The organism is Pseudonocardia sp. 73-21, from assembly GCF_001899645.1.
Classification (GTDB): Bacteria; Actinomycetota; Actinomycetes; order Mycobacteriales; family Pseudonocardiaceae; genus Pseudonocardia.
The window spans coordinates 32,526-56,711 of record NZ_MKVV01000020.1; the positions used below are offsets into that span (position 1 = coordinate 32,526).

General features: G+C 72.5%; 22 protein-coding genes. 15 read left to right on the forward strand and 7 right to left on the reverse strand.

What is annotated here, in order from left to right; translation table 11 throughout:
* Window positions 1-22: 22 nt before the first annotated feature.
* On the reverse strand, window positions 23-910 hold the full coding sequence (locus BGP03_RS04460) for a universal stress protein (RefSeq protein WP_296370305.1): 888 nt from the start codon (window positions 908-910) through the stop codon (window positions 23-25).
* Window positions 911-1,114: 204 nt separating this feature from the next.
* On the opposite strand from BGP03_RS04460, the gene BGP03_RS04465 reads away from it, so the two are divergent.
* Complete coding sequence (locus BGP03_RS04465) at window positions 1,115-1,318, forward strand: hypothetical protein (RefSeq protein ID WP_296370304.1); 204 nt, start codon at window positions 1,115-1,117, stop codon at window positions 1,316-1,318.
* A 49-nt stretch (window positions 1,319-1,367) separates the two neighbouring features.
* Here BGP03_RS04465 and BGP03_RS04470 read toward each other — a convergent pair whose 3' ends face one another.
* Window positions 1,368-3,659 carry a hydantoinase B/oxoprolinase family protein gene (locus BGP03_RS04470; RefSeq protein ID WP_298797322.1) on the reverse strand — a complete coding sequence of 764 codons (2,292 nt, stop codon included), beginning with the start codon at window positions 3,657-3,659 and terminating at the stop codon, window positions 1,368-1,370.
* On the reverse strand, window positions 3,656-5,773 hold the full coding sequence (locus BGP03_RS04475; protein ID WP_298797323.1) for a hydantoinase/oxoprolinase family protein: 2,118 nt from the start codon (window positions 5,771-5,773) through the stop codon (window positions 3,656-3,658). The genes BGP03_RS04470 and BGP03_RS04475 overlap by 4 nt, the downstream gene beginning before the upstream one ends.
* A 118-nt stretch (window positions 5,774-5,891) precedes the next feature.
* Between BGP03_RS04475 and BGP03_RS04480 the strand changes: the two genes are divergently transcribed.
* From BGP03_RS04480 to BGP03_RS04510, 7 genes are all read left to right on the forward strand, one after another.
* Window positions 5,892-7,373 (forward strand): FAD-dependent monooxygenase, encoded by a 1,482-nt coding sequence (locus tag BGP03_RS04480; RefSeq protein WP_298797324.1) that lies wholly within the window; start codon window positions 5,892-5,894, stop codon window positions 7,371-7,373.
* On the forward strand, window positions 7,370-8,992 hold the full coding sequence (locus tag BGP03_RS04485; protein ID WP_298797325.1) for an AMP-binding protein: 1,623 nt from the start codon (window positions 7,370-7,372) through the stop codon (window positions 8,990-8,992). The genes BGP03_RS04480 and BGP03_RS04485 overlap by 4 nt, the downstream gene beginning before the upstream one ends.
* Entirely contained in the window at window positions 8,989-9,753 is a 765-nt protein-coding gene (locus BGP03_RS04490; protein WP_298797326.1) for a maleate cis-trans isomerase, read from the forward strand. Before BGP03_RS04485 ends, BGP03_RS04490 begins: the two co-directional genes overlap by 4 nt.
* Window positions 9,737-10,441 (forward strand): TetR/AcrR family transcriptional regulator, encoded by a 705-nt coding sequence (locus BGP03_RS04495; protein WP_296370293.1) that lies wholly within the window; start codon window positions 9,737-9,739, stop codon window positions 10,439-10,441. The genes BGP03_RS04490 and BGP03_RS04495 overlap by 17 nt, the downstream gene beginning before the upstream one ends.
* Window positions 10,442-10,513: 72 nt before the next feature.
* The gene (locus BGP03_RS04500; protein ID WP_296370291.1) at window positions 10,514-11,149 is read left to right on the forward strand and encodes a VOC family protein; all 636 of its coding nucleotides are present in this window, start codon (window positions 10,514-10,516) and stop codon (window positions 11,147-11,149) included.
* Window positions 11,146-11,394 carry a hypothetical protein gene (locus tag BGP03_RS04505; RefSeq protein WP_296370289.1) on the forward strand — a complete coding sequence of 83 codons (249 nt, stop codon included), beginning with the start codon at window positions 11,146-11,148 and terminating at the stop codon, window positions 11,392-11,394. Before BGP03_RS04500 ends, BGP03_RS04505 begins: the two co-directional genes overlap by 4 nt.
* Entirely contained in the window at window positions 11,391-12,668 is a 1,278-nt protein-coding gene (locus BGP03_RS04510; protein WP_296370286.1) for an alpha/beta hydrolase, read from the forward strand. The genes BGP03_RS04505 and BGP03_RS04510 overlap by 4 nt, the downstream gene beginning before the upstream one ends.
* Before the next feature lie 104 nt (window positions 12,669-12,772).
* Here BGP03_RS04510 and BGP03_RS04515 read toward each other — a convergent pair whose 3' ends face one another.
* Window positions 12,773-13,852, reverse strand: coding sequence for a phosphotransferase family protein (locus tag BGP03_RS04515; protein ID WP_296370285.1), 1,080 nt, complete (start codon window positions 13,850-13,852; stop codon window positions 12,773-12,775).
* Between the two features lie 137 nt (window positions 13,853-13,989).
* Here BGP03_RS04515 and BGP03_RS04520 point away from each other — a divergent pair, with 137 nt between their 5' ends.
* Genes BGP03_RS04520 through BGP03_RS04535 form a run of 4 tightly spaced genes read left to right on the forward strand, consistent with a single transcriptional unit; the run spans window position 13,990 to window position 18,163 of the window.
* Window positions 13,990-15,030, forward strand: a complete 1,041-nt coding sequence (locus BGP03_RS04520) for an LLM class flavin-dependent oxidoreductase (RefSeq protein ID WP_296370283.1) — start codon at window positions 13,990-13,992, stop codon at window positions 15,028-15,030.
* Between the two features lie 10 nt (window positions 15,031-15,040).
* Window positions 15,041-16,591, forward strand: coding sequence for a long-chain-fatty-acid--CoA ligase (locus BGP03_RS04525; RefSeq protein ID WP_296370282.1), 1,551 nt, complete (start codon window positions 15,041-15,043; stop codon window positions 16,589-16,591).
* 5 nt (window positions 16,592-16,596) lie between these two features.
* Complete coding sequence (locus BGP03_RS04530; protein ID WP_296370280.1) at window positions 16,597-17,406, forward strand: alpha/beta hydrolase; 810 nt, start codon at window positions 16,597-16,599, stop codon at window positions 17,404-17,406.
* A gap of 22 nt (window positions 17,407-17,428) precedes the next feature.
* Window positions 17,429-18,163 carry an SDR family NAD(P)-dependent oxidoreductase gene (locus BGP03_RS04535; RefSeq protein ID WP_296370278.1) on the forward strand — a complete coding sequence of 245 codons (735 nt, stop codon included), beginning with the start codon at window positions 17,429-17,431 and terminating at the stop codon, window positions 18,161-18,163.
* On the opposite strand, the gene BGP03_RS04540 is transcribed toward BGP03_RS04535, so the two are convergent.
* Both BGP03_RS04540 and BGP03_RS04545 read right to left on the reverse strand, forming a co-directional pair.
* Entirely contained in the window at window positions 18,153-18,758 is a 606-nt protein-coding gene (locus BGP03_RS04540; protein WP_296370276.1) for a TetR/AcrR family transcriptional regulator, read from the reverse strand. The genes BGP03_RS04535 and BGP03_RS04540 overlap by 11 nt on opposite strands.
* Window positions 18,759-18,852: 94 nt before the next feature.
* Window positions 18,853-19,944, reverse strand: coding sequence for an LLM class flavin-dependent oxidoreductase (locus tag BGP03_RS04545; protein ID WP_296370274.1), 1,092 nt, complete (start codon window positions 19,942-19,944; stop codon window positions 18,853-18,855).
* Window positions 19,945-20,059: 115 nt separating this feature from the next.
* Here BGP03_RS04545 and BGP03_RS04550 point away from each other — a divergent pair, with 115 nt between their 5' ends.
* On the forward strand, window positions 20,060-21,724 hold the full coding sequence (locus BGP03_RS04550; protein ID WP_298797328.1) for a helix-turn-helix domain-containing protein: 1,665 nt from the start codon (window positions 20,060-20,062) through the stop codon (window positions 21,722-21,724).
* The gene (locus BGP03_RS04555) at window positions 21,724-23,019 is read left to right on the forward strand and encodes an acyl-CoA dehydrogenase family protein (RefSeq protein ID WP_296370270.1); all 1,296 of its coding nucleotides are present in this window, start codon (window positions 21,724-21,726) and stop codon (window positions 23,017-23,019) included. The genes BGP03_RS04550 and BGP03_RS04555 overlap by 1 nt, the downstream gene beginning before the upstream one ends.
* A gap of 29 nt (window positions 23,020-23,048) precedes the next feature.
* Here BGP03_RS04555 and BGP03_RS04560 read toward each other — a convergent pair whose 3' ends face one another.
* The gene (locus BGP03_RS04560; RefSeq protein WP_296370268.1) at window positions 23,049-23,729 is read right to left on the reverse strand and encodes a globin domain-containing protein; all 681 of its coding nucleotides are present in this window, start codon (window positions 23,727-23,729) and stop codon (window positions 23,049-23,051) included.
* Window positions 23,730-24,057: 328 nt separating this feature from the next.
* On the opposite strand from BGP03_RS04560, the gene BGP03_RS04565 reads away from it, so the two are divergent.
* Window positions 24,058-24,183, forward strand: coding sequence for a hypothetical protein (locus BGP03_RS04565; RefSeq protein WP_296370266.1), 126 nt, complete (start codon window positions 24,058-24,060; stop codon window positions 24,181-24,183).
* Window positions 24,184-24,186 lie beyond the last annotated feature (3 nt).

Below are 24,186 nucleotides of genomic sequence, written 5' to 3' on the forward strand. Positions count from 1 at the left end.
CTCCTTGCTCGGTGTACGGACGTCAGCCCCCGCTCACGAGGGCGACGGGGCAGTGCGCGTAGTGCAGGACGGCGTGGCCGACCGAGCCCAACGGCCCCACGGTGTCGCCGGCCCGTCCGTGCCGCCCGACGACGAGCAGCGAAGCGCCCGCGGCCGCGCCGAACAGGGCCCGGGCGGGACGGTCGAGGCACACGATGCGCCGGACCGCCAGGTCGGGATGGCGGTCGCGCGCTGTGGCGAGGTACGACTCCAGCAGGGCGTCGGCGTCCCGGCGGGCCCGAACACGGTCGATCCCCGGTGCGCCGGTCCCGGCCAGCGCGTCGAGCGGCAGGTCCGACCAGGCGTGCACGGCCACGAGCTCGCGTCCGCGCGCCGCCGCGTGGTCGGCGGCGAACCGGACGACGTGACCGGTGACCGCCGAGCCGTCCACACCCACCACGACGGGTCCGTCCGGGCCTGCGGCGCCGAGGTCGCGCACGACCACCAGCGGTGCGGTGACCCGCCGGGCCAGCTCAGCGGCGCTCGAACCCAGGAGCACCGTGGCGACCCCGCTCTGACCGGAGGCGCCGAGCACCAGTGACGCGGCGCCCTGCGCGAGCCGGTCGAGCATCTCGACCGGACGGCCCGACACCAGCTCGCCCTGGACGTCGATCCCCGGTGCGAGGACCCGGCACCGCGCGACCGCCGACTGCAGCAGCCCCGACGCCGTCGCACGCAGGTGCGCGCCGTCGATCGTGCCCGGCGGAAGCGCGAGCCCGGCGAGCTCCGGCATCGACGGGCGCACGCAGACCGCGAGCCGCAGGGGCCGGCCGGTCGTCACCGCCTCGTCGGTCGCCCACAGTGCGGCCCGTGCGGCGGCGGCCGATCCGTCGACACCGACCAGCACGGACCGCTGCGTCTGTTCCGCCATCGCCACCTCCCGGGGATGGGTCGTAGTCTCACTCGAGGTGTGCCTCGCGCCCCAGGGCCGAGAGACCCCTGTTGCCGGCGCCACGGCCCGCGCGCAGCCGGTCCTCCCGAGAAGGCCCCGGCGGGAGGCAAGTGCCGGCGCACGGCTCACCTGTGGGCCGAGGCCAGCGGAAACACCTCCCTGATCACCATCTACCAGCGGCTCATGGGCGACATGAGCCGCATCCGGGCTCTGCGGCTCACCTCGGGCCACCCGGCGGATGCTGCCGGCTCGTCGGGCCACGGGGTGCGCGACGTCCTGGACGAGTGCCACCCCGACCGGGCCGCCGCGGAGGCCCGGCGCCACATCGAGATGTCGCTGGACGTCGTCGAGCCCGAAAGTGTGGTGAGTAGCCTCGCTGCCGAGTGACGTCAGGTGGGTCGACGTGATGCGTCCACCCACCTCTGGGGCAGGAGCCCTACCGGGTCGGCACCCCTACGTGGTCGACGTGGTCGGCGGGCACGACGGCCGAGTAGACGGCTGTCCAGCAGCCGGGGCAGCAGTACTGGCGGAAGACCACCGGCGCGTCGACGTAGTCGGTCGGGTCGGCCAGGATCTGCGGTCCCGCGTCGGTCGACGGGCCTTCGTAGATCGCCAACCGGAGGGTGTCCGCCTCGCCGAGCCGCTCGCCGCAGTGCCGGCACGCGATCACGGGGCCGGCGCCGTCGGTCACCTCCACGAGGTTGTCGTCGAGCCGCCGCGCGATGGTGACGTCGAGCTTCCTGCTGCCGTCGCCCTGCACCGTGGAGCGGTCACCGCGGGCCGAGCGCCGCCGGTCGCGCTCGGCCGCCGTCGCGGGGCCGTCGACCGTGCCGTCGCCGAGGACGACTCCGTAGACGTCACGGGCGGCCGCGGCGGTGATCTTCTCCTCGCGCAGGTCGCCGGCCACCGCCTCGGGATCGCGGCGCAGCGGGTCGCCGTAGCCACCGCCGCCCTGCCAGGTCATCGCGAACACCTCACCGGGAGCGAGGTAGCTCGACGCGTAGTTCTGGCCGATCTCGAGGGTGTCGCTGCATTCCGCGAGCGTGGACGGCATCGTCCCGTCGGCGAGCAGCTCGGCCACCCTGCTCTGCCGGGCGACGACGTCGAGGCCGGTGTTGCCGGGGTGCCCGCCCGAGAGGCCGCCGTTCTGGGCGATGGCCTTCCCGTTCGATGCGAGCACGAGCCCCATCGGGAGCGACGTGCCGTGCGGCGTGATCGCGACCGACGCGCCGACGCCACCGCGGTGGCGGCCGGGGCCGCCGGAGTCGGGCTCCTCGCGGCGCCACAGCGTGAGCAGCGGGTAGAGGAACTCCGTCATCTCGACGTCGGGGATGCGGCCCATCGGGATGCAGAACAGGCCCCCGGTGTCGATGCCGTCGGCGTGCGGCCGTGCGCCGTACCCACCGGCCATCGGCTCCATGATGATGTTGAGGAACGGTACGGGCTGCTCGCCGCGCTGGTCGAGCCCGGCGATGACGGCCGTGTCCCAGGTGCCGCAGCACGTGGCCTGCACGTTCCTGCCCAGCTCCAGCGAGCGGTCGAGCATCTGCGACAGGCACTCGGCCACGAGGTTGCCGGTGAGCCAGGCCGGGCCGATCGGGCCGCGGCCGACCGCGGCCGGGAACGTCGCGTTGTTGAGCGTGCCCTCCTCGGTGACCAGGTCGAAGCAGCGCATCAGGCCGCCGGCCGACCACGGGATGTCGCCGGCCAGGATCGGCAGCAGCGCCAGCATCACCCCGCCGCGCATCCCGGCGTAGGTGCAGTTGACGACGCCGGACTGTGGGCCGGTGCCGGTGAAGTCGAACGTGAGGTGGCCGCCGGTCTTGGTGGTCCGCACCGTGATCCTGTGCAGGCCGCGGTCGCCCTCGTGCGACTGGTCCTGGTAGCCGGTGGCGCTCCACGATCCGTCCGGGAGGCTCGCGAGCTTGTCGCGCAGTCGCGACTCGGCGTCGCCCATCATCCGCTTCATGACGGCCTTGACGGTGTCGGCGCCGTACTGCTCGACGAGGGCGAGGATGCGCTCGCGGCCGACGTTGTTGGCGCCCACCTTCGCCCGCAGGTCCAGCCCCACCAGCATCGGGACGCGCGAACGCCGCACCCACGCGTCGGCGACGTCGCGCTGGAGCGTGAAGTCACGCACGACCTTGATCGGCGGTGTGGGAAGGGACTCGGAGAACACGTCCTGCGCGGCGGGGGAGAAGGAGCCCAGCCCGACGCCGCCGAGGTCGGGCTCGTGGCAGATCGCGCTGGTCCAGGCGAAGAGCTTCCCCTCGTGGAAGACCGGTTGGTAGACCATCGTGTCGTTCTGGTGCAGCCCGCCGCCGACCCACGGGTCGTTGGTCAGGAACATGTCGCCCTCGGCGATGCCGGGGTTGACCGCGCGGTGGCGCAGCGTCCAGTAGATGGCCAGGTCCACGGCGCCGACGAGCATCGTGTTGTAGAGGCCCACCTGCACCTCCTGGCCCAGCTCGTCGGAGATGGCGAAGTCGAAGTCGTTCGCGTCGGTGACGATCGGCGAGCCGGACATGCGCTTGAGCGCCTCGCCCATCTCGTCGGTGACCGACCACAGCCGGTGCCGGACGACCTCGTAGGTGAGCGGGTCGAGCCCGTCGATCTGCTCCGGTGTGACGGTGTGGGTGGCGAGCGTCGAGGGCAGCGACCGGGCCAGCTCGTCCGGGTCGACGGGGCGGCTGGAGAAGATCTCCGAGCCGGGGATGGGCATGGTCATGACTCACTCCGGACACTCGTGCGGATGCTGAGGTTGCCGAGACGGTCGACGGTGCCGGTGCTGCCGCCGGGGACGACGACGGTGGTGGTGGGTACCTCGACGATGGCGGGACCGGCCACGACGTGGCCCGCCCGCAGTTGCTGGTAGTCGTAGACCGGTGTGTCGACGAAACCGGTCGCGGCGTCGAGATTGACGGGCCGGCTGCCGACCAGGGCCTCGGCGGGATCGGCGGAGGACGCCGTCGGGATCTCCGGGAACTCCGGCGAGAACGGCAGCACCCCGATGCCGCGGACCCGGAAGGTGATGGCCTGGATGCCGGCCTCGCGGAACCCGGCCTCCGCGCCGTAGAGCGCCGCGTAGCGCTCCTCGAACGCGGCTGCGGCCGACTCGATCGCGGCGGTGTCGAGCGGTCCGTCCGCCACCGGTGCGGTGACCTCGGCCAGCTGCATCGTGTAGCGCATGTCGATCTCGCGGTGCAGCTCGACGGTGGCGAAGCGCACGCCCTGGCGGTCGAGCCCGTCCCGGACCCGTTTCTCCAGGTCGGCGAAGTTCCGCTCCGCGCGGGCCGGGTCGAACGGGACGAACGTCGGGTCCGAGAGCTCGGCCGCCAGCACGATGTCCGACGACGCGAGCCCGTAGGCGGAGAACGCCGACGCCACCGGCCCGAGCGGGACGACGACCTCGGCCACGCCCACCTCGGCGGCGTAGCGGGCGCAGTGCGCGGGACCGGCGCCGCCGAACGCGTAGAGCACGAACTCGCGCGGGTCGTGTCCGGCCTCGACGACGGACTTGCGCAGCAGGTCGCCCGTCTGCGCGTTCTGCACCGCGTAGATCGCTGCGGCGGCGTCCTCGACGGACAGTCCGAGCGGCTTGGCGATCTGGGTGCCGATGGCCTCGCGCGCCAACTCCAGCGAGAGCGGCTTGCGGCCGCCGAGCAGCCCGCGCTCGGGCAGGATGCCCAGCACCAGGTTGGCGTCGGTGTTGGTCGGTTCGGTGCCGCCCTGGCCGTAGCAGGCCGGGCCGGGCACGGCCTGTGCGCTGCGCGGCCCGACGCGCAGGTTGCCGCCGGCGTCCAGCCAGGCGATCGCGCCGCCGCCGGAGCCGATCGCGTCGACCTTCAGCGTCGGCACGTTGATCGGGTGGTGGTTGATGACGGTGGTGGTGGCGCGCACCGGTTCGCCGTCGACGACGAGCCCCGCGAGGAAGGTGGTGCCGCCGACGTCGGTGGAGATGACGTTGGGGTGGCCGAGTTGGCGGCCCAGGGCGAGCGCGCCGACCACGCCGCCGGTGAGCACGGACCCGACGGTGCTGATCGCCGCCGACGGCGCCTCCGAGGCCAGCACCGCGCCGCCGTTGCTCTGCATCACCAGCAGCGGTCCGGCGAGCTTCCGCTCGCGCAGCGCGTCCTCCAGGGAGGTCAGGTAGTCGCGCAGGCCGGGGCCGATCTGGGTGCTCATGATCGTCGTGGCGTTGCGGGCGAACTCCCGGATCCGCGGGCTGACCTCGCACGACAGCGCGACGAACACTCCCGCGTCCTGCTCGGCGACCAGCTCGCGCAGGCGGTGCTCGTGCGCGGGGTTGCGGAACGACCACAGCAGCGAGATCGCGATGGCGCGCACGCCGTCGTCGAGCAGGGCGCGAATCGAGCTGCGGGCGGCGTCCTCGTCGAGGGCGACGATGACGGTGCCGTCGCGGTCGACGCGCTCGGTGACCTCCAGCGCGTGCCGCTTGGGCAGCAGGTGGTGGCCCTTGTCCTGGGCGAGCACGTGCTGCAGCTCGTGCGGAGCGCGTCCGAGGTAGCGGCCCTCGACGTTCATGATGAAGATCGAGTCGCGGTGGCCCTTGGTGGTGAGGAAGCCGACCGGCGGGACGTTGCCCATCACCAGCGCGTTCAGCGACGACGTGGTGCCGTGGGCGATGTGGTGGGTGTCGGCGAGCATCTCGGGCAGCGTCTTCCCGACCTGCTCGGCGAGCAGCTCCAGCACGTCCAGCACTCCGCGGGAGTAGTCGGGCGGGGTGGAGGGCGACTTCGCGGCGACGACCGTCCCCGCGTCGTCGTCCAGGACGGCGTCGGTGAACGTGCCGCCCACGTCCACGCCGATGACATAGGTCATGACTCACGCTCCTTCGCGGCGACGGCCGCAGTGAGCTGCGGACCTGACGGTTGCGTAGACTATTTAACGTCTGCGATGGTAGTCAAGGACGACGACCGACGGATCTCAGGAGGACCGCATGCAGCTACGCCGGGTGGCCGTGCTCGGAGGGGGGCCGGCAGGCCTCTACGCCGCGCGCCTGCTCAAGCTGGCCCAGCCGCACTGCGAGGTCGTCGTGCACGAGCAGGGGGAGCGCGACACCACGTTCGGTTTCGGGGTCGGGCTCGCCGCCGGCACCCAGCGCAAGCTGGAGGCCGCCGACCCCGACACGCTGCGCGACATCCGGGCGGGCGGCTACCGCCACGACATGACGATGGACGTCGGCGGCGCGGTCGCGAGGGTGCAGAACGACAACCTCATCGGCGTCGCGCGCACCGAGTTGCTCGACGTGCTGCAGCGTCACGCCGAGAAGGCCGGGGTGCGGCTGGAGTACGGGGAGCGCCGCGTGGTCGCAGACCTGGACGCCGACGTCGTGATCGCCGCCGACGGGGTCGGCAGTGCCACCCGCGAGGCGGGCGGGTTCGGAGCCTCGGTGGAGGTCGGCCGCGGCCTGTTCCTGTGGTGCGGTGCGGGCTTCGCGCTCGACGACGCCGTGTTCGCGCCGGTCGACACCGAGCACGGCACGTTCGTCACCCACGCCTACCCCTACGCCGCGGACCGCAGCACGTTCCTCATCGAGACCGACGAGCGGACGTGGCGCTCCGCCGGGTTCGACACGACGGTGGCGGGGGAGGAGTCGGACACCGTCTCGCTGGCCTATCTGCAGGAGGCGTTCCGCACCCACCTGCGCGGCCACGACCTGATCGGCAACCGGACGCGCTGGCAGCGCTTCCGCACCGTCGTGTGCGAGCGCTGGTCCGACGGGCGGGTCGTCCTGCTCGGCGATGCCGCCCATACGGCCCACTTCTCGATCGGCTCGGGTACGAAGCTGGCGATGGAGGACGCGATCGCGCTGGTCGGGGCCCTGGACGAGGAGCCGGATGCGGCCACGGCGTTCACCCGCTACGAGGCGGCCCGGCGCCCCGCCGTGGAGCGGCTGCAGGAGCTGGCGCGGCGCAGCCAGCTGTGGTGGGAGTCGTTCCCGTCGCGCACCCATCTCCCCGTCGAGCGGCTGATGGTGGCGTACATGACCCGCGCCGGGAACGTGCCGCTCGACCGTTTCGCCATCACCAGCCCGGACGTGGTCGGTGCCGCGCTCGGCCAGTACGCGGGTGTGCCGCCACAGGTGCCGGCGGATCTCACGGGCTGGGTCCTGCGATCGCACGTGGTGCCCGCCGACGAGGACGCGTTCGTCGTCGACACCGTGGTGGATGACCCGTGGGGTGCCAACGCCGACGCGGTCGTCGCCGTCGCGCGCGAGACGCGGGCCGGATTGTTCCGCGTCGTCGGCCCGGCCGACCGCAGCGCCCTGCTCACGCGGCTCGATCTCGCCGAACGACTGCGCCTCGAGGCCGGTGGCACGGTGGTGGTCGAGGGACCGTCCGAGCTGCGTGACGATCTGGCGGCCGGCCTGGTCAGCGGTCGTGCCGACCTGGTCGCCTTCGGGGAGGAGCTGTCGTGAAGGGCACCGACCCGCGCCTCGTCCCGTACCCGCCCGCGTTCGTCGCCCGCTACCGCGAGGCCGGGCTCTGGGGTGACCGGACGATCGCCGACGAGTTCCACGCCGTCGCGAAGGTGCATCCCGACCGGCTCGCCGTCGCCGGGCTCGACTCCCGCCTGAGCTTCCGCGAGCTCGACGCCCGCACCGACGTGCTCGCCGCCGGCCTCGCGGAGCTGGGCCTGGAGCCGGGCGACCCGGTGCTCTTCCAGGTCACCAACCGGGTCGGGTCCGTCGTCGCCTGGTACGGCGTGCTCAAGGCCGGGCTCGTGCCGGTGTGCACCCTGGCCGCACACCGCGGCCACGAGATCGGCGCCATCAGCAGGCGCGTCGGCGCCGTGGCGCACCTGGTGGAGGCGGGGAACCGCGGCTTCGATCTGGTCGGCTTCGCCCACGACCAGCAGGTCGGGCACCCGACGCTGCGGCACGTCCTGGTCCTCGACGAGCTGGCGACGCTCGGTGCGGACGTCGACCCGGCCACGGCGCGGAAGGTCGTCGACGGGATCCAGCAGGGCATCGACCCCGACGACGTCGCGGTCTTCCAGCTGTCGGGCGGCACCACCGGGGTGCCCAAGGTGATCCCGCGCCTGCACGCCGAGTACTGGTACAACGCCGTCGAGTACGCCCGCTCGTGGGACTGGACACCCGACACGCGGGTCGCCCACCTCATCCCGATCATCCACAACGCCGGCATCACCTGTGCCGTGCACGCCCCGCACAGCGTCGGGGCCGCCCTGGTGCTCGGCACCGCCGATCTCGACCTGTCGTTGCCGCTGCTCGCCGAGGCCGGCGCGACGCACGTGCTGCTCGGCCACGGCCACTTCGGTGCCCCCGGGCATCCAACGTTCGACGCCGCGGCGCACTCGCTCACGCAGGTCGTGCTGTCCGGCACGAAGGTCCCGCCGGCGCTGTTCGACGGGCTGGAGCGGCGTGGTCTGTGGTCGGCGCAGCTGTTCGGGATGGGCGAGGGTCTGATGCTCACCACCCGTCCCGGCACGCCGCGCGCCGCCCGCGCCACCACCGTCGGCACTCCGATCTCCGAGCTCGACGAGGTCCGCGTCCTGGCGCCGGGCACCGAGGACGAGGTGCCCGACGGCGAGATCGGCGAGCTGTGCTGCCGCGGCCCGTACACGCTGCGCGGCTACCTCGACGCTCCCGGGCACAACGCCCGCGCGTTCACCTCCGACGGCTTCTACCGCACCGGTGACCTGGCGGTGATCACCGGGATCGAGGGCGGGCGCTACATCGCGATCGAGGGCCGCATCAAGGACCTCATCAACCGCGGCGGCGAGAAGATCAGCGCCGAGGAGGTGGAGCTGCTCCTGCTGCGCCACCCGCGCGTCCGGAACGCCGCCGTCGTCGCCGTGCCCGACCCGCGCCTGGGCGAGCGCAGCTGCGCATTCCTGGTGGTCGACGGCGAACCGCTGACCCTGGTCGACATCCAGGAGCACTTCGCGCAGCTCCAGGTCGCGAAGTTCAAGTGGCCCGAACGCGTGGAGCACCTGGCCGAGATCCCGCGGACGCTCGTGGGCAAGGTCGACAAGAAGCACCTCCAGGCGATCGCAGCAGAGGGAGTGTCGTGACCCACCGGATCGGGCTGGTCGTACCCAGCTCCAACGTCACCGTCGAGACCGAGGTGCCCGCGCTGCTCGCCCGGCACGCCGACGCGCGGTTCTCGTTCCACTCCAGCCGGATGCGCATGCACCAGGTCACCCCCGAGGGGTTGCGCGCGATGAACGACCAGCGCGAGCGCTGCGTCGACGAGATCGCCGACGCCGGCGTCGACGTGGTGCTCTACGCCTGCCTCGTCGCGCTCATGGCGCAGGGGCCGGGGGAGCACCGTCGCGCCGAGGAGGCCGTCACGGATCAGCTGGCGAAGGCCGGGCAGAGCCCGCGGGTGCTCTCCAGTGCCGGGGCCCTCGTCGACGGGCTGACGGCACTCGGCGCCCGTCGGATCGGGCTGGTCACGCCGTACCTGCGGCCGCTGGCCGATCAGGTCGTCGGCTACCTGGAGGCGGAGGGCTTCGCGGTGCTCGACTGGGCGGCGCTGGAGGTGGGCGACAACGCCGAGGTCGGCTGCATCCCCGGTGACCGGGTGCTCGCCGCCGCCCGCGGGCTCCGTCTCACGGGTGCCGACGCGCTCGTGATCTCGGCCTGCGTGCAGATGCCCTCGCTCGACCTCGTGGAGCCGGCGGAGGCGGAGTTCGGCCTGCCCGTGCTCTCTGCGGCCACGGCCGGGGCCTACGCCCTGCTGCGGGCGCTGGACCTGCCGCCCGTGCTGCCCGGCGCCGGCACGCTGCTCGGGGCCGGTGCCTACGATTACGGGCATGACCGGCGCCGCTGACCGCAGGACCGGCCGGGGTGGCCCGCGTCGCGAGCTCGTCGAGAACGAGATGTACGAGCACGCGATCCGGCTCTTCGCCGAGCGCGGCTTCGCCGGCACCAGCCTGCAGGACATCGCCGACGCGATGGGCATCACGCGTCCGGCGCTCTACTACTACGTCAAGAGCAAGGACGAGCTGCTCGCGAAGCTCGGGGTCGACGTCGCAGGCGGGTCGGCCGCCGAGATGGCCGAGCTCGTCGCCCGTCCCGACCTCGACGCCGTCGGCAAGCTGCGCGGCATCGCCAGGCTGACGGTCCTGCGGATGGCGCGGCAGCCCGACCGGTTCCGGCTGCTGATCCGGTCGGAGGCGGAGCTGCCGCCGGAGCTCGCGGAGTCCTACGACGCCAGCAGACGCGCGGTGCTCAAGACCGTCATCGAGGTCGTCGAGCAGGGCATCGTCGCCGGTCAGCTGCGCCCGGTCGACGCGCGCGTCGCGGCGCTGGCCGTGATCGGCATGTGCAACTGGGTGGCGTGGTGGTTCCGTCCCGATCGCGACGACGTCGAGGCCGTGGCCGACCAGCTCGCCGACATGGCGCTCGCCGCGCTGCAGCGCGCCGACCACCGCACGCCCGACGGGGAGGGCCCCGCCGCGGCGCTGGCGATGCTGCGCCAGGACCTCGACCACCTGGAGCGCATCCTCGACGTGTGATTGTGCGCCCGAGATTTTGCTACAGCGTCAAACTGTTGACGAGAGCGTAGACGCCCGCGTAGCGTCGCTCCCATGACGAAGCTCGACCATCGCGTCCAGGGCGTCGACCACACGGCCTTCCCGACCTTCGACCCGGCCGGCACGGTCCGCTTCTACCGCGACGTCCTCGGCTTCCCCGTGGTGCACTCGATCTGCGCCGCCGGGTGGGGCCCGGAGGACCACCCCGACTTCATCCACTTCTTCTTCGACATCGGCAATGACGACCGCATCGCGTTCTTCTACTACTTCGGTCTCGAACCCGTGCACGGCCACCGACGCGGCGACGTCTACGCCGGGTTCGGCCCGGAGGTCCCGGAGTTCTTCGTCCGGTCGCGGCACCTCGCGATCCACGTGGAGAACGAGGTCGACCTGCTGGAGTACCGCAGGCGTCTGGACGTCAGCGACTGGCCCGTCGAGATGCAGATCAAGCACGAGACCATCGAGTCGATCTACACGCACGACCCCAACGGCTACATGGTCGAGTTCACGCGCGCGATGCGGCCGATCACGCCGCAGGAGGATCTCGACGCGAACCTCACCGTCGACGCCCTGCTGGATGTCGTCGACGAGGGCGAGCCGACCTTCGGGAAGCTGTTGGCGCGCAAGGCCGAGCTGATCGTCGAGCGGGCGGCGGAGTGGGAGCCGGCCCAGGCGGAGTCGAGGCGATGACCACGCTCTACGTCCTCGACGTCCCGGAGAACACACCGCTCGCGAAGGTCGCCGCCGACGACCCGGACGTCACCGTCGGTCGGATCGGGCCGTACTTCGAGATCGTCGCCGAGGGCCCGATCGTCATCGACCGCCGGGCCACCGGCTGTCGGCACGCCGTCTGGTACAGCTCGGTGGCCGGAGTGTCGCGGGGGAGCCGGATCGCCCAGCACGACAAGGACGCGCTGCGGGTGGAACCGGCATGAGCGAGCTTGCGAGCGAATCATCGGGACCGAGCACGGCCGAACGCCTGGGCGCGGGCCGCTACCTGGCCGCGGGCGCCCGTCCCGAGGTCACCCGCACCTCGGTGCACGAGCTCACGACCGCCGACGGTGCCACCGTGCGCGGGGTGCTCGCCACCGTGCCGGGGGCCACCACCGTGGTGTGTCTGATGCACCCGCGCCAGGACGTCACCCACCACCCGCTGGTTGCGGTGCTGCTGGAAGCGGGGGTTGCGGTCTGGACGCAGCAGAGCCGCTCGGTCAACAACGACCTCACCCTGGTGCACGAGCAGACGCTGCTCGACGTGGCCGCCGGGATGGTGTTCCTGCGCGAGCGGGGCTTCGCCTCGATCGTCACGCTCGGCAACTCCGGCGGCGGTCCCCTCTACGCGTTCTACCTCGAGCAGGCCGGTCTCGCGCCGGGCGACCGGATCGCGACCACGCCCGGCGGGCGCCCGACAGGCCTGGCCGAGGCCGAGATGCCCCACGCCGACGGGGCGGTCTTCCTGGCGCCGCACCCCGGGCAGGGGCAGCTCCTGCTCGCTTGCATCGACCCGTCCGTGGCCGACGAGTCCGACCCCCTGTCGGTGGTTCCCGAGCTCGACCCGTTCGCGCCCGCGAACGGTTTCGCCGAGCCGCCCACCAGCTCGTCGTACAGCGGGGAGTTCCTCGCCCGCTACCGGGCCGCGCAGCGTGCCCGGGTCGCACGGATCGACGCCGTCGCGCGCGGGCATCTGGCCCGCGCCGCCGAGGCGCGCGCAGCCTACAAGCGCACCGGGGCGGCAGCCGACCGGCGGCGCGCCATCGCCCCGCGGATCATCACGGTGTTCCGTACCGACGCCGACCCGCGCACGGTCGACCTCTCGATCGACCCCAGCGACCGCCCCTACGGGTCGTTGTTCGGCCGTCGCCCCGATCTCATCGACTACGGGCAGGTCGGCTTCGGCCGGCTCACGACGCCCGAGGCCTGGCTGTCGACGTGGTCGGGTCTGAGCTCGAACGCCGACTTCGCACGGTGTGCGCCGGGCGTCACTGTGCCGACGTTGTTCGTGGAGGTCACCGGCGACCAGGCCGCCTTCCCGGCCGACTCGGCGCGCATGGTCGCGGCCCTCGGCGCGCGTGATCTGACCCATCAGACGGTGCGCGGACTGCACTTCGGCGGTGCGCTGGCGAAGGGCGAGCCCACGGGGAACGATGTCGCGGGGGAAGTGGTCTCAGCGTGGCTGGACAAGCGGTTCGACCTTTCGCCGCCGATCTGAGAATCACCCGACCGCCGGAACGGGAGCTTCCCCTTCGACGTCGAGTCGACCGGCATCTGGTGATCTTCACCGCTACGGCTGGAGTAGCAGGGCAATGGCGGGGATCACAGCCCGGTGATCTCTGCAGCCCGGTTCAGCAGACCGATCGCAGCCGTGTGGAGACGAAGCCCGGTGTCCCGGTCGGCCTTCCCGGCCAGAGCCCTGGCGTGCGTGCCCTCGATGACGACCGCGAGCTTGAGTCCGGCGAGTGCCGTGTACCAGTCGATGTCGGTCAGGTCGCGATCGCTGTGGGACGCGTAGTGCGTGACCAGCTCGTCGCGATCGGGGAGGTCGCCCAGTGCCGCGAGCGGTCCACCCGTAACCGGCTCCCACCCGTCGTCCGGCCAGGTCACCAGCAGCCAGCCGAGGTCGAGCAGCGGATCGCCGATCGTGCACATCTCCCAGTCGACGATCGCGGCGACGCGGGGTGTGTCGTGGGCGAGCAGGACGTTGTTGAGGTGGTAGTCGCCGTGCACGATTCCTGGACGCGTGTCGGCGGGCTGGTGCGCGGTCAGCCACGCGGCGAGCTCGTCGACGTGGGGGAGCGTCGGTCCGGGGTAGCCCGGCAGCCGCTCGTAGGAGGCCAGGTGGTCGAGCCAACGGGGAACCTGCCGGGTGAGGAACCCCTCGGGACGGCCGAGGTCGCCGAGCCCGACAGCGCGGTGGTCCACCGCGGCGAGCCGGGCGAGCGCGCCCGCGGTGTCCAGCGCGCCGGTGTGCCGGGCCTCGGCGCTGCCGAGGTAGGGCTCGCCCAGTTCGTCGCCGGGGTTGCTGCCCTCGACGGCGTCCATCAGGTAGAAGACAGCACCGCCCTGGACGTCCTCGTCGTCGCATCCGGCGACGAGACGGGGATGCGGGACGTCGGTGCCGGCGAGTGCGGCCAGCACTCGCATCTCGCGCCGCAGCGCGGCGTTGCTGCCGGGCCGGGGGTGTTCGGGTGGCCGGCGAAGCACGAGGTTCCGGTCACCCCAGGACATCCACAGCACGACGTTCTGGGTTCCGCCTCCGATCCGGCGGACGTCCTGGATCGGCGCGTCGGGCAGCCCGGCGGCGATGCCCCAGCGGTGCACGGCGTCGAGGTCGACCAGGTCGGCGGCGAGCCATTCCGGCTGGGACCCTTCCGGACGGGACACGGCGCTCGACATGCCCGGCACGGTAACGCGGGCCGGCGTAACGGCAGGTCGTCGGGAACGGCACAGAGGCCTCGGGGTTTGTAGCCCTCGACAACGGGCGCACCCGGCGGAGGATGACAGGCGCCACGCCCGCGTCCACAGTGCCGGGTATGAGCAGCCAGAGCGAGACGACCACGGCAGGCCCGACCTTCGGTCTCTGGTACGACTTCCGCAACCCCGACCCGGCGCGTCCGTTCAGCGCGTTCTACCGCGAGGTGCTCGACCAGATCTCCTGGGCCGAGCAGCGTGGCATCGGCTCGGCGTGGTTGACCGAGCACCACTTCTGCGACGACGGGTACAGCCCGTCGCCGTTCGTGCTGGCGGCGGCGATCGCGCAGCGTACGAGCCGGCTGCGGATCGGCACGAACCTGATCGTCTCGCCGCTGCACAACCCGGTCCGGCTCGCCGAGGACGCCGCCACGCTCTCGCTGCTCTCGGACGGCCGCTTCGACCTCGGGGTCGGCCAGGGGTACTGGGCGCGGGAGTTCGAGGCGTTCGGCCGCAAGGTGACGCACCGGCCGAGCCTGCTGGAGGAGGGTGTGGAGATCATCCGCCGGGCCTGGTCGGGTTCCGCGGAGGGCTTCTCCGGCACGCGGTACACCCTGCCGCCCCTCGCCGTGACGCCCGTTCCGGAGCAGGCGCCGGCGTTGCTGGTCGGCGCGATGGCCGAACCGGCGATCGACCGGGCGGCGCGCATCGCCGACGGGTTCCTCAGCACCCAGAACGCCCACCACGAGAGCTACCTCGACGCGGTGGAGCGCCACGGCGGGTCGCGGGCCGACGCGCGCATCTACGCCGGGCAGTGGGCCATCGTCGCCGACGACCCCGAGCGGGTCTGGGCGAGCATCGGGAAGCACGCGCTCTACCAGCTCAACGAGTACATCTCGTGGGGCGCGTTCGGTCCGCCGGACCAGGTGCCGCAGTTCACCGACCCGGCGCAGATCCTGGAGGCCGGCGCCTACCAGCTGATGGACGCCGAGGCCGCCGTCACCGAGCTGACCTCGATGCTGCGGGAGCGGCCCCAGATCAAGGACGTGCACTTCTGGGCCCAGCTGCCGGGGGAGCCGGTGGACAGCGGCTCGGAGCGCATCGCCTACCTCGCCGACAAGGTCGTGCCCGCCGTGCGGGAACGGCTGCAGCAGGCCCGGTGAGCGGGACACGGTGACCGAGCTGCTCGTCACCGAGTTCGTCGAACGCGCTCGGCGCCACCACCCGCGCCGCGCCGTAGCCTCGTACGAGCACGGCTCGGAGGTGCTGCGCTACGACTACGGCGCGCACGCCGAGCGCGTCGCCCGGCTGGCCGGGGCGCTGCGCCGGCTCGGGGTGCGCCCCGGTGACCGCGTGGCGACCCTGTGCTGGAACCACCACCGGCACCTGGAACTCTACTCGGCCGTCCCGCTGGCCGGCGCCGTGCTGCACACCCTCAACCTGCGCCTCTCCGCCGAGGAGATCGCCTACATCGTCGGGCACGCCAACGATCGGTTGATCATCGCCGACGCCGACCTGATGCACCTCCTCGACGGGGTGCGCCCGGAGCTGGGGGTGCTCGACTCCGGGGCGACGTTCGAGGCCCTGGTCGCCGAAGGGCCCGAGTGGGCCGGGCCGCCGCCGCGCGCGGAGAGTGACCTCGCGGTGCTGTGCTACACCTCGGGTACGACGGGCCGGCCCAAGGGCGTCGGGTACTCCCACCGCGGCCTCTACCTGCACACCTTCGCCGCCTGCCTGGCGGACGGCCACGCGATCTCCGCGCGCGACACCGTGCTGCACGTCGTCCCGATGTTCCACGCCAACGGCTGGGGCATCCCGTTCGCCGCGACGATGACGGGCGCAGCGCAGGTGCTTCCCGGCCCGCACCCGACGGTCGCGGAGATCGCGCACATCATCGAGCGCGAGCGCGTGACCTACGTCGGGATGGTGCCGACGGTCGCGGTCGACCTGCTCGCACACCTGCGCCGCCACGGGGGTGACACCTCCAGCCTGCGCGCTCTGGTGCTCGGTGGCTCGACCCCCTCGATCGATCTGATCCGGGCCTGGGAGGAGCTCGGGGTGCCGGTCTTCCAGGGCTGGGGGATGACCGAGATCTCGCCGATGGCGACGTTCACCCGCGACCCCGACCCGCCCGACGACCCCGACGAGCGGTTCCGCCGCACCCAGACCCAGGGCACGCTCCTGCCGGGACTGCGCTGGCGGATCGTCGACGACGAGGGCCGCGAGCTGCCCTGGGACGGCGAGAGTGCGGGCGAGCTGCATGTGCGCGGTCCGTGGGTGGCCGGCTCCTACTACCTCGGCGAGGCGCCGGACCGGTTCGTCGACGGCTGGCTGCGCACCGGCGACGTCGCCACGATCGGCACCGACGGCCGGCTGCGGATCGTCGACCGCACGAAGGACCTGATCAAGAGCGGCGGGGAGTGGCTCAGCTCCGTGGCGATCGAGCAGGCGCTGCTGGCCGACCCGGACGTCGCCGACGCCGCGGTGATCGCGGTGGCGCACGAGCGCTGGCAGGAACGGCCGTTCGCGGTCGCGGTGCTCCGCGACGGCGCCGCGGCGACCGGCGAGGAACTGCGGGAGCGGCTGGCGGAGCGGGTTCCGCGCTGGTGGCTGCCCGAGGAGATCGTGCTGGCGGAGTCCCTGCCGCGCACGAGCGTTGGAAAGACGGACAAACGGCGGCTGCGCGCGCAGTTCGCCGGCGTGACCCCGACCGGGAAGGAGTGAGGGCCATGGCGTTCCTCGACGTGGAGGACGGCAAGCGGGTCTACTACGAGCACCACGAAGGGCCCGGGAGGCCTGTCGTGCTGGTGCACGGGTGGGGGGCGAACGCCCACTGCTGGGACACGACGCTGCCCGCGCTCCTCGGGGCCGGCCACGCCGTCGTCCTGATCGAGCACCGTGCCTGCGGCCGCTCGGACAAGGACTTCACCGACACCTCGATCGCCGCCATCGCCTCCGACGTCGTGGCGGTCGTCGACCACCTGGGGCTTCGGTCGCCGGTGCTCAACGGCTGGTCGCTGGGTGGGGCCGTGGTGACCGAGGCCGCGAGCCGGCTCGGCGAGCGCCTGGGCGGGCTCGTTCTGACCGGGGGGGCCACCCCGCGCTACACGCAGGCCGAGGGCTGGCCCTACGGCGGCACTCCCGCCGACGTCGAAGGGGTGCTCGCAGGGCTGGTCGCCGACCGGGCCGCCACGTTCCGCGCGGTAGCGGGTGCGGTCTGCGTCAAGCCGGTGAGCGCCGACATCGTGGAGTCGATCTGGCTCGCGTTCATGGAGACCGGTCCCAAGGCCGATGCCACGCTGCGCGACCTCGCGCACATCGACCAGCGCGCCATCCTGCCTGCGATCACCGCTCCGGTGCTGCTGCTGTGCGGTCGCGAGGACGGTTTCGTCTCGTTCGACGGGGTGTCCGCCTCGCGGCAGCTCTTCCCGGACGCGCGCCTCGTCGAGTTCGGCGGCTGCGGGCACGCCCCGTTCTTCGAGGACGGCGAGACCTACCGGTCGGAGCTGCTGTCGTTCCTCGCCGGACTGCCGGCCTGAGCCGGTGGGCCGGACCTGGGTGGTGACCGGCGGTTCCCGCGGCATCGGGCGCGCGGTCGTCGACCGTGCGCTCGCCGAGGGCGAGACGGTCCACGTCCTGGCCCGGTCGGTCGACCGGGAGAGCTGGGCACCCGCGGTGCGTGACCGGGTCCTCCCGGTACCGGTCGACGTCGCCGACCCGGAATCCGTCGGTACGGCGTTCGCCGCGATCGAGCGGGCCACGGGGGCGGTGGACGTGCTCGTCAACGCGGCGGGCGTGCACCGCGGGGGCCGGGTCGAGCAGCTCGGCGACGCCGCGTGGGCGGAGGTGCTGGCGACCAACCTGACGGGCGCCTTCACCACCGTCCGGGCGGTGCTCCCGCTGCTCGCCGACGGCGCGGCGATCGTCAACATCGGGGCGGTCGTCGGGCTGCGCGGCTACCCCGGCGACGTGGCCTACGGCTCGGCGAAGGCGGGCTTGTCCGGGCTGACCCAGACGCTGGCGACGGAGCTCGCGCCCCGCGGCGTGCGGGTCAACCTCGTGGTCCCGGGCTTCGTCGACACGACGATGACGGCCGGCCTGACGGAGGCGTCGCGGGCCGCGATCGTCGACGGGATCCCGATGGGCCGGCCCGGCCGGGCCGGCGAGATCGCCGACGTGGTGTGGGCGGTGGCGGGCGCGTCGTACATGACGGGCTCGACCGTCGCCGTCGACGGCGGGCTGATGGCCTCCTTCGGGGCGCCGGCCCGGCGTGCTCGCGGTACGGCTACGCGCTGAGCTGGCGCACGACCAGCTCGGCGTAGCTGTCGGCGATCCGGCCGATCTCCAGCCGTCCCTCAGGTCGGTACCACTCGTTCGGCCCGTTGATCATGTCGAGGATCGCCAGTGTGGCGAGGCGCGGGTCGGCGCAGACGAACTCGCCGGCGCTGACGCCCTCGGCCAGGTGCCGGGCGATGCGGTGCTGGTAACCGCGCCGGTAGCCCTGCACCGTGTCGACGTGCTCGGGCGACAGCGCCCGCAGCTCGCGGCCGGCCACCCGCCAGGCGTCGTGGTTGGCCCCGATGTGCAACACGTGGGCGTGTACGAGGCGGGCGAGGCGTTCCCGGTGGGTGCCCGGCCCGTCGAGGATCGGGAGCTGCTCGACGACCATGTCGCGGTCCACGACATAGATCGTCTCGAGCAGCAGCTCCTCCTTGTTGCGGAAGTGGTGGTAGAGCGAGGCGGCCTGGATGCCGGCCGCCTCGGCGATCGCGCGCATGCCGACACCGTGGTAGCCGCGCTCCCGGAACAACCTCCCGGCCAGCGCGACGAGCTCCGCGCGGCGGGCGTTGCCCCGCCGGGGCGGGTCCTCCTCGCGCTGCAGGGCGGTCATGGCGGGGTCCTTCTCGTCTCGGATGCGTGGACCGCCAGGTTCCCACCCGCCGGGGCGCGATCAGCGGTGACCCGCCGACCGCGCCCCGGACCCATCAGGCGGGGACCGCCGTCTTCACACCCATCTTGTGCAGCTCGGGCACGACCTTCTCGCCGAACAGCTTGAGGCTCGCCCGGACCTTGTCGAACGGCAGGCCGGCGAACGAGGGCGCGATGTTGGGCTGGTGGTCGCCGAACAGCTCCACGCGATGGCGGTACTTCTCGATGATCTGCTCGGGTGTGCCCCAGATCTGGGTGTCGGCGTAGCCCGCGCCCGCGGCCTCCATGCCCGCCTCGCGGATCATGTCGGCGCCCTGCTGATAGGCCTCGTAGCCCTTGGTCTCGCGCCAGTGCGAGCCGGCGAAGTCGTAGTGCTTGATGACCGAGAGGAAGTAGCGGCTCAGGTACTCCCGCGCCGTGGCCTCCGCCTCGGCGGCGTCCTCGTGGCAGTACACGAAGTCCTGCGTGAGGATCGGACCGGGCTCGCGGTGGTGGGTCTCGCGGTAGATCTCGCGGTAGCGCTCCATCGCCGGGACGTGCATCTCGGCCGGGTACTGCATGAACGTCATCATCCGCGCGCCGACCTTCGCGACCGCAGGCACGGAGTCCGGGGACATCGCCACACCGTAGAGCCGGTCGGACCAGTCGGTGCCCGGCTCCGGGCCCGGACGGACCGTGGCGCGAGCCTGCTTGTAGATGGGGCCGTCGTTCTCGACATAGCCGTTCCTGAGGCCAGCGATGATCATCGGTGCGGCCTCGTCGAACATGCCGCGCGAGGCGTTCATGTCCACGCCGAAGGCCTCGTACTCCATCTTCGCCAGGCCGCGGCCCATGCCGAAGATGGCCCGCCCCTGGGACAGGATGTCGAGCATCGTGACCTTCTCCACCACGCGCAGCGGGTTGTTCCACGGCAGGATCACCGCGCCGGTGCCCAGCTTGACCCGGCTGGTGCGCGCCGCGAGGTAGCTCATCAGCTGCAGGTTGTCCGGGCACATCGAGTAGTCGTCGAAATGGTGCTCCGCAGCCCATACGGAGTCGAATCCGTACTCCTCGGCGAGCACGCCCAGCTCGGTCTCCTGGCGGAACATCTCGCCGTCGCTGAGGTTCTCGTGCCAGTTCTGGAAGACCAGCAGCACACCGACGTCCATGTGGGTGACCCCTTCGTGGGAGTGGTTTCAGGTCTTGCCTAACGAACGTTAGGGCTGCAACGGTAGTGGCGCAGTTCACATGCGGTCAAGGCGGAAACGGAGGTGACGGGACGTCATGGCGAGTCCGATCACTGTCGACGTGACCAGCCCGGTCGGCCTTCCCGACGAGCGTGGCGGCCCGTCGTCGAGGCTGTCGGGTCCCGGTCCGGCCCCGTCGACGGCGGGGGACCTGCTCGCCCTCGTCGTGCGGGCCGCGCAAGAGGAGCTGGGCGCCACCCGCTGCTCGGTCCGCCTGCTGCGGCCCGCCACGACCGCGCACCGCGTCGCCACCGCGGCAGCGCTCGGTGCCGCTCCACCCGGCGGGTGCGGTTCCCGACTCGTCGCGCCGCTCACCGTCGACGGAGACGTGGTCGGGGTCCTCGAGGTGGAGCACGACAGCCTCGCGGATCCGGCCTGCGACGAGCGACTGCTCGCCCGCTTCGCCGCGCTGGCCTCGGCGGTGCTCGCCGGGACCGGCGGCGCCGCGGCCCGACGGGACCGTGCTCTCGCCGAGGTCGACCAGCTCCAGCACCTGCTGCGGGGACTCGCCGGCGCGGTGCTGGAGGGCGCCGAGATCGACGGCGTCGTCGCCCGGCTCTCGGAGCTCTCCGGCCGGCCGGTCGCGGTGCTGGACACCGACCTGCGCCTGCGGACCTGGGCTGCGCCTCCCGGGCTGCGCCTGACGACCGCACCGGAGCTGTCGGGGGGAGTCCGCGACCTGCTCGAGGGCCTCGGTCCGGACCGTCCGTCCGTCCTGGTCCCCGCCGACCGCGGCCGGGGGGTCACCCGACGGCACCTGGTCGCCGCCCTGGTCGTGGAGGGTGCACTCGCGGGCTATCTCGACGTGATCGAGATGGGCAGACCGTTGGGATCTGCGGACCTGCCCGCCGTCGAGCAGGCCGCCGCGGTGATCTCGGTGCAGCTCCTGGGCGAGGCCAGGGCGGCCCGCTCGGCCGCCCGCGGCCGCGACGACGTCGTCGCGGATCTGCTCCATGGCTCGCGGACCGCCGACGATCTGCACCGCCTCGCCCGGCACGTGGGCCTGGATCTGCGGGGGCCACGGCTGCTCGTGCGGCTGCCGGTGGCGCCGGGGCGCTCGGCGGCCGCCTGCCGCGCCGGCGTGCTCGTCGTCCTCGAGGAGCTCCTCGGCGGCCCGCCGCTCCTGTTCGCCGAGCCCGACGCCCTCGTGGCGCTGGTGCTGCTGCCCGACGACCCCGGGCCGCCCGCGCTCCGCGGTGTTCACCGCGCACTCGGCGAGGGAATGGATGCGCTCTCGGGGCTCACCGGGCTGCGCCGCGCCGTCGTCTCCGGGGTGTGCCATGACGTCGCCGACTTCCCGGGCGCGCTGGCCGAGACCCGCGACGTCGACGGCCTCGTCGTCGCGCTGGGCGGGCGCACCGAGGTCGTCCCGGTGACCGAGCTGAACACGCTGCGCCTGGTGGTCAACGGTGACCGCGCGGACGTCGCGCTCCGGTTCGCCGAGCAGTGCATCGGGCCGCTGCGCCGCAGCGACGAGTCCACCGGCGGCGACCTCGTCGAGACCCTCCGCAGGTATCTGGCCGCCGGGGCCCAGGTGCGCGCCACGGCCAAGGTGCTCGGCGTGCACGAGAACACCGTGCGGTACCGCCTCGGCCGCATCGAACACGTGACAGGACTGGACATGCGCCGCTTCGACGCCCTGCTCGCCGCCCAGCTGGCCTTCCAGGTCGACGGTCTCGCCGCCGTTGAGGAGAAGCGCTGATGTGGGACTTCGAGACCGAACCCGAGTACCAGGAGCAGCTCGACTGGGTCGACGCGTTCGTCCGGACCGAGGTGGAACCGCTCGACCTCGTCCTGGGTGACCCCTACGACAAGGCCGACGAGCAGGCGCGCCGACTGGTCCGGCCACTGCAGCAGCAGGTCCGCGACCGCGGGCTGTGGGCCGCGCACCTGGAGCCCGAGCTCGGCGGGCAGGGGTACGGGCAGGTCCGGCTCGCGCTGCTGAACGAGCTGCTGGGCCGCTCGCGATGGGCGCCGTCGGTGTTCGGCTGCCAGGCACCCGACTCGGGCAACGCCGAGATCCTCGCGCGCTTCGGCACGCCGGAGCAGCGGCACCGGTACCTCCAGCCGCTGCTCGACGGCGAGATCTCCTCCTGTTACTCGATGACCGAACCGCTCGCCGGGGCCGACCCGACGCTGTTCACCACCCGCGCGGTGCGCGATGGCGACAGCTGGGTGATCGACGGCGAGAAGTGGTTCTCCTCCAACGCCCGGCACGCCGCGTTCCTGATCGTGATGGTCGTGACGAACCCCGAGGTCGACCCGCACCACGGGATGTCGATGTTCATCGTTCCGTCGGGCGCACCCGGTCTGGAGATCATCCGCGACGCGGGCATCGGCACGGAGTCGCCCGAGCACTCGAGCCATGCCTACCTGCGCTACACCGGGGTGCGGGTTCCCGCCGACCACCTCCTCGGCGAGGAGGGTGCGGCCTTCGCGATCGCCCAGACCCGGCTCGGCGGAGGCCGGATCCACCACGGGATGCGCACGATCGCGCAGATGCGCCGGGCGTTCGACCTCATGCTCGAACGAGCGGTGTCACGCAGGACCCGCACCGGTCGGCTGGCCGACATGCAGTCCACCCAGGACAAGATCGCCGAGAGCTGGCTCGACATCGAGCAGTTCCGGCTGCTCCTGCTCCGCACGGCGTGGCTGATCGACCGGCACCAGGACTACCGGGCTGTCCGCAAGGACATCGCCGCCGTGAAGGTGGCGATGCCGCGCGTCTACCACGATGTGGTGCAGCGGTCGATGCACCTGCACGGCGCGCTGGGCATCTCCAACGAGATGCCGTTCTCGGCGATGATGGTCGACGCGCAGGTCATGGCCATCGCGGACGGCCCGACCGAGGTCCACCGGCAGACCCTGGCCCGCCAGCTCGTCCGCGACGTGGCCCCCGGCGAGCCGCTGTTCGGCTCGGGCCACCTCCCGACCCGCGCCGCCGCTGCCCGCGCCCACCTCGCCGCCCGCCTGGAGCGCGACGTCGCCGCGCTCTGAACGTCGTCGACGATGCCCGCCGCCCTACCTCACGGCAACGAACCCGATCGTGGTCCCAGGCGGCCGGCTGACGTGCGAAGCGGATGCACGTCCTCGGTGCCGGAGCGGTGGCCGCCGCGCTGCGCGGGGACGTCCGCGGTCGTCGTGTTCCCGCCGCGTGCGTCGGGTGCCGACCTGGCGGGGAGGTGACCGGCGGGATCGGGCTCGGGGTCGGGATCCATGCTGCCGCTGATCATGTGCGTGGCCACCCACTGGCACACCGCGATCCACGCCGAGCTCAAGGAGCCCGACCACTGCGCTCCGGTCAGGTCGCGAACCGCCCTGGTCAGGGCGTGCCCGACGTAGACGTAGTGGTCGGTCTCGACGCCGTAGTGCGACCGGTGCTGGGCCCCGAGGCGACGCAGTGCCGCCTCCAGCTCCTCGGTGTCCTGGCCGGCCAGGGACGTGATCGCGGTGAGCAGGGTGTCGCTCATCTTCTGCATCTGTCCGGTCATGTCCGCCGGGAACATCGCCCGGACGTGCGGGGCCATGAGGAACAGCTGCTGGTAGAACGTCTCGGCCAGCAGCACCGGCCGGGCGGCCACCAGCTCGCACGACCGTCGCACCTGCTCGATCACGGCGCGCGAGGGACGCGGCGAGGTGCTCGGGCCGGGGTCGCTCGCCGCGGGCGCCGCCGGATGGGGCGAGCCGTGCGACTCCGCCATTCCCATGGTTGACCTTCCTTCGTCCTTCGTCCGTCGAATGCCGTGGCCGGGTGGGACCCGGTATTCGTGCGGCCGCGTGGCGCGCCGGCGAACCCGGGGCCCGTTGCGGCCTACTGGACCTCATCGTGTTGATCACGCCGGGTGTTGCGCACAGACGGGACACGCTCGAGATGGACGATCGCAGTTCGCGATCGGCGGGCCGTGACGCGGCCCCGCCGGAGGGCCGTCGCTGCCCGGAGAGCAGCCGGTCAGGGACAACGGTTGCCTGTTCCAGGGTTATTGTTATCATGCATTCGAACCGTGAACGCACACTCGTCGACGTGGATGGAGCGCCATGAAGCTCGGTCTCGCCCTCCCTGCGATGAGCTTCCCGCGCATCGTCGGTGATGTGACGCTCCAGGACCACCGGACCGACGTGGAGCGCTCCGGGCCGCAGGTCGTCCCACTCCTGCGGGCCTGACGC

Coding starts and splice junctions, on each gene's coding strand:
- BGP03_RS04460 (WP_296370305.1), bottom strand. CDS start 910: ATGGCGGAACAGACGCAGCGGTCCGTGCTGGTCGGTGTCGACGGATCG.
- BGP03_RS04465 (WP_296370304.1), top strand. CDS start 1,115: ATGGGCGACATGAGCCGCATCCGGGCTCTGCGGCTCACCTCGGGCCAC.
- BGP03_RS04470 (WP_298797322.1), bottom strand. CDS start 3,659: ATGACCATGCCCATCCCCGGCTCGGAGATCTTCTCCAGCCGCCCCGTC.
- BGP03_RS04475 (WP_298797323.1), bottom strand. CDS start 5,773: ATGACCTATGTCATCGGCGTGGACGTGGGCGGCACGTTCACCGACGCC.
- BGP03_RS04480 (WP_298797324.1), top strand. CDS start 5,892: ATGCAGCTACGCCGGGTGGCCGTGCTCGGAGGGGGGCCGGCAGGCCTC.
- BGP03_RS04495 (WP_296370293.1), top strand. CDS start 9,737: ATGACCGGCGCCGCTGACCGCAGGACCGGCCGGGGTGGCCCGCGTCGC.
- BGP03_RS04500 (WP_296370291.1), top strand. CDS start 10,514: ATGACGAAGCTCGACCATCGCGTCCAGGGCGTCGACCACACGGCCTTC.
- BGP03_RS04505 (WP_296370289.1), top strand. CDS start 11,146: ATGACCACGCTCTACGTCCTCGACGTCCCGGAGAACACACCGCTCGCG.
- BGP03_RS04510 (WP_296370286.1), top strand. CDS start 11,391: ATGAGCGAGCTTGCGAGCGAATCATCGGGACCGAGCACGGCCGAACGC.
- BGP03_RS04515 (WP_296370285.1), bottom strand. CDS start 13,852: ATGTCGAGCGCCGTGTCCCGTCCGGAAGGGTCCCAGCCGGAATGGCTC.
- BGP03_RS04520 (WP_296370283.1), top strand. CDS start 13,990: ATGAGCAGCCAGAGCGAGACGACCACGGCAGGCCCGACCTTCGGTCTC.
- BGP03_RS04530 (WP_296370280.1), top strand. CDS start 16,597: ATGGCGTTCCTCGACGTGGAGGACGGCAAGCGGGTCTACTACGAGCAC.
- BGP03_RS04540 (WP_296370276.1), bottom strand. CDS start 18,758: ATGACCGCCCTGCAGCGCGAGGAGGACCCGCCCCGGCGGGGCAACGCC.
- BGP03_RS04545 (WP_296370274.1), bottom strand. CDS start 19,944: ATGGACGTCGGTGTGCTGCTGGTCTTCCAGAACTGGCACGAGAACCTC.
- BGP03_RS04550 (WP_298797328.1), top strand. CDS start 20,060: ATGGCGAGTCCGATCACTGTCGACGTGACCAGCCCGGTCGGCCTTCCC.
- BGP03_RS04555 (WP_296370270.1), top strand. CDS start 21,724: ATGTGGGACTTCGAGACCGAACCCGAGTACCAGGAGCAGCTCGACTGG.
- BGP03_RS04560 (WP_296370268.1), bottom strand. CDS start 23,729: ATGGGAATGGCGGAGTCGCACGGCTCGCCCCATCCGGCGGCGCCCGCG.
- BGP03_RS04565 (WP_296370266.1), top strand. CDS start 24,058: ATGAAGCTCGGTCTCGCCCTCCCTGCGATGAGCTTCCCGCGCATCGTC.